Below are 2,640 nucleotides of genomic sequence, written 5' to 3'. Positions count from 1 at the left end.
GGAACGGATATGGCTGGTGGAGCACCCGCCACTCTATACGGCGGGCACCAGCGCCAACTTGTCAGAACTGATTGATCCTGAACGTTTTCCGGTCTTCAGCGCGGGACGTGGCGGTCGCTACACCTATCACGGACCCGGCCAGAGGGTGGCCTATGTGATGCTGGATCTGGCCGCACGGGGCCGCGATATCCGCTGTTTTGTTGCGGCGCTGGAGGCCTGGCTGATCAACGTGCTGGCCGATTTCGGCGTTACTGGGCGAATCATACCGGGGAAGGTGGGCGTTTGGGTGGATACTGCCGCAGGCCCTGCCAAGATCGCGGCCATCGGCGTGCGGGTGCAGCGCTGGGTCAGCCTCCACGGAATTGCCCTGAACGTTGCACCGGATTTGAATGATTTCAGTGGGATAATTCCGTGCGGATTGTCCGAGCCCGTCACAAGCCTGGCAGCGCTTGACCGCGGCGCGGCGCTGGCAGACGTTGACGAGGCGCTTGAACGGCACCTGCCCGCCATGCTTGCACGTCTCGTCGCATGATGTCGGCTTGATGCAACGACGCGCTTGCGCGATTTCACGCGTCTCGCTAATGTCTACCGCAGTTGGGGGATTAAGGCCGAGCCGACCCAACTCGTCCTGGGTTCAGGCGTTACCGTCCAAGGAGATTACAAATGACCATCGTTGAAAAGCTGAAGACTGCCTCGATCATCGCTGGCGCCGCTCTGCTCGTCGTTGCTTGCGGCGAAAAGAAGGCCGAAGAAGCTCCGGCCGCTGAAGCTCCGGCCGCTGAAGCCGCTCCGGCTGCTGAAGCCGCTCCGGCTGCTGACGCCATGGCCCCGGCCGCTGACGCCGCTGCTCCGGCCGCTGACGCTGCTGCTCCGGCCGCTGATGCCGCTGCTCCGGCCGCTGAAGCCGCTCCGGCCGAAGCCAAGTAATTTTCGACTTTTCGTCGAATTGCTTTAGGAAGGGCCGTCCCGCTAGGGGCGGCCCTTTTTTCATGTTTGGGGAAGGAATGACCATGAGCCTTGCACAGATCACGGAACAGATGACCGAGCGCATGGGCGCCGGCGGGCAGTTCAAGAAGTCCGTGAAATTCGACTTCGGCGCCGATGGCCTGGTGCGCATCGATGACACGGTCTCGCCGGTTGTGGTGAGCAACGAGGACGGCCCGACGGCCTGCAGCATCAAGGTTTCGATGGCCGATTTCATGGATATTGCCACGGGCAAGCAGAATGCCCAGATGGCGTTCATGATGGGCAAGTTGAAGATTGAAGGCGACATGTCGGTTGCCTTGTCGCTGGGCAGCATCCTGGGCTGACAGCGCCATGACGGTCCACCGGGCTGGGGCCAACGCCCTGCCCGGTGACCGAAGCCGCCTTGTTTGAATGGGTTGATGATGCGTTCAATATTGTGGCTGGCATTGATGGGCGTTTTGGTGGCCAGCGCTGCAGACGCAGCGCCGCGCAAGGGCAAGCGCCCGGTGCGCAAGCCTGTGGCCAAATCGGCCAGCAAGGTGCCAGCCAAGCCGTCGGTTCCAAAGGCACCAACCGTGCCCGGCATCATGGTGCCTAGAGCCATCATTCTGACGCGGCCCACCCCGGCCGAAGCCCGCGCACACGCCGTCTGGACCTTGCGCGCCGCGATGAACGTTGCGGCCTTGCAGTGTCAATATTCGCCGTTCCTGCGCACGGTCGACAATTACAACCAGATGCTGAAGAAGCATGGAAACGAGCTGACGGCAGCGCAATCCGTGATGCAGGGTCATTATAATCGCACGCTGAAGCGGGGCGGTGCCGCCGCGTTCGATCGCTACAACACCCGCAGCTACAACAGTTTTTCAACGCTTGATGCGCAATATAATTTCTGTTGGGCTGCCGGTCAGGCTGGTCTGGCGGTGCGGGTTGGCGATGTCGGCGCCATGGGCGAGATCGCCCAAACCATGGTGCCACTGCTGCGCGAAGCGCTGGCCCTTGTGCCTCCGGCTGCCGGATTGAACGTACCGCCATTGCCGCCACTGCCCGACGTTCGGCTGGATCTGGCAAACCTCACAGAAAACTGACCGCCTGATCATCAGGCTTGCCCCTCAATGGGTGAGCGCGCATCTGCGTGGTCGCGGTGGCTGCCTGTGCTATCTGTTGCCAGGTGACAGACAAAGAAAAAGGGGGAGCGGCTGGGCCGCTCCCCCAATTCCAATCAGCCTGTCGGCCGCTTACTGCGGCTGGCAGGGGCCCGTCGGGGCCGGCGCCGGAGCACCGCTGAAGGTGATTTCCACACGACGGTTCTGCGGTTCACGCACACCATCAGCGGTATCAACCAGCGGGCGGCCTTCGCCGAACGCCTCGGTGCCCATCGCATCGGCGGGGACGCCCTTGCCGGCCAGATAGGCCTTCACGGCATCAGCGCGACGCTGCGACAGCTTCACGTTATAGTCGTCCTTGCCCGACTTGTCGGCGTGGCCGGCAAGCGCAACACTGGTCTGGCCAGTGGCGGCAAACTGTTCCGCAGCGCGATCCAGGATCGCAGCCGCTTCAGCAGTGATGGCCGACTTGTCCCAATCGAAGAAGACCAGGAACGGACCCGGCGTCACAGCAGCCGGCGGGCACGGCGGCAGCGGCGGCGGCGGGGGCGGCGGGGGAGGCGGCGGCGGC

The 2,640-nt window shown here is 63.3% G+C and carries 5 protein-coding genes; 4 read left to right on the top strand and 1 reads right to left on the bottom strand.

What is annotated here, in order from left to right; genetic code table 11:
* The 4 genes from lipB to D619_RS17420 all read left to right on the top strand — a co-directional run.
* The coding region (gene lipB / locus D619_RS16675) for a lipoyl(octanoyl) transferase LipB (protein WP_017669067.1) at positions 1-532 on the top strand (532 nt) is incomplete at its 5' end.
* Positions 533-663: 131 nt separating this feature from the next.
* A complete protein-coding gene (locus tag D619_RS0113160; RefSeq protein WP_017669066.1) occupies positions 664-927 on the top strand; it encodes a hypothetical protein in 264 nt (87 codons plus the stop codon).
* A gap of 83 nt (positions 928-1,010) precedes the next feature.
* A complete protein-coding gene (locus D619_RS0113155) occupies positions 1,011-1,310 on the top strand; it encodes an SCP2 sterol-binding domain-containing protein (protein WP_026091044.1) in 300 nt (99 codons plus the stop codon).
* Positions 1,311-1,388: 78 nt separating this feature from the next.
* Positions 1,389-2,051 (top strand): hypothetical protein, encoded by a 663-nt coding sequence (locus D619_RS17420; protein WP_152417460.1) that lies wholly within the window; start codon positions 1,389-1,391, stop codon positions 2,049-2,051.
* A gap of 150 nt (positions 2,052-2,201) precedes the next feature.
* On the opposite strand, the gene D619_RS0113145 is transcribed toward D619_RS17420, so the two are convergent.
* On the bottom strand, positions 2,202-2,640 hold a 439-nt coding region (locus D619_RS0113145; RefSeq protein WP_017669063.1), incomplete at its 5' end, for an OmpA family protein.

The organism is Sandarakinorhabdus sp. AAP62 (assembly GCF_000331225.1).
In the GTDB taxonomy this organism is placed as follows: Bacteria; Pseudomonadota; Alphaproteobacteria; order Sphingomonadales; family Sphingomonadaceae; genus Sandarakinorhabdus.
The sequence above is the reverse complement of the archived record's forward strand: the minus strand, read 5'-3'. Positions and strand labels throughout refer to the sequence as shown.

Bases quoted from the DNA above. Each gene is read 5' to 3' on its own strand.
- D619_RS0113160 (WP_017669066.1), top strand. From the start codon at position 664: ATGACCATCGTTGAAAAGCTGAAGACTGCCTCGATCATCGCTGGCGCC.
- D619_RS0113155 (WP_026091044.1), top strand. From the start codon at position 1,011: ATGAGCCTTGCACAGATCACGGAACAGATGACCGAGCGCATGGGCGCC.
- D619_RS17420 (WP_152417460.1), top strand. From the start codon at position 1,389: ATGCGTTCAATATTGTGGCTGGCATTGATGGGCGTTTTGGTGGCCAGC.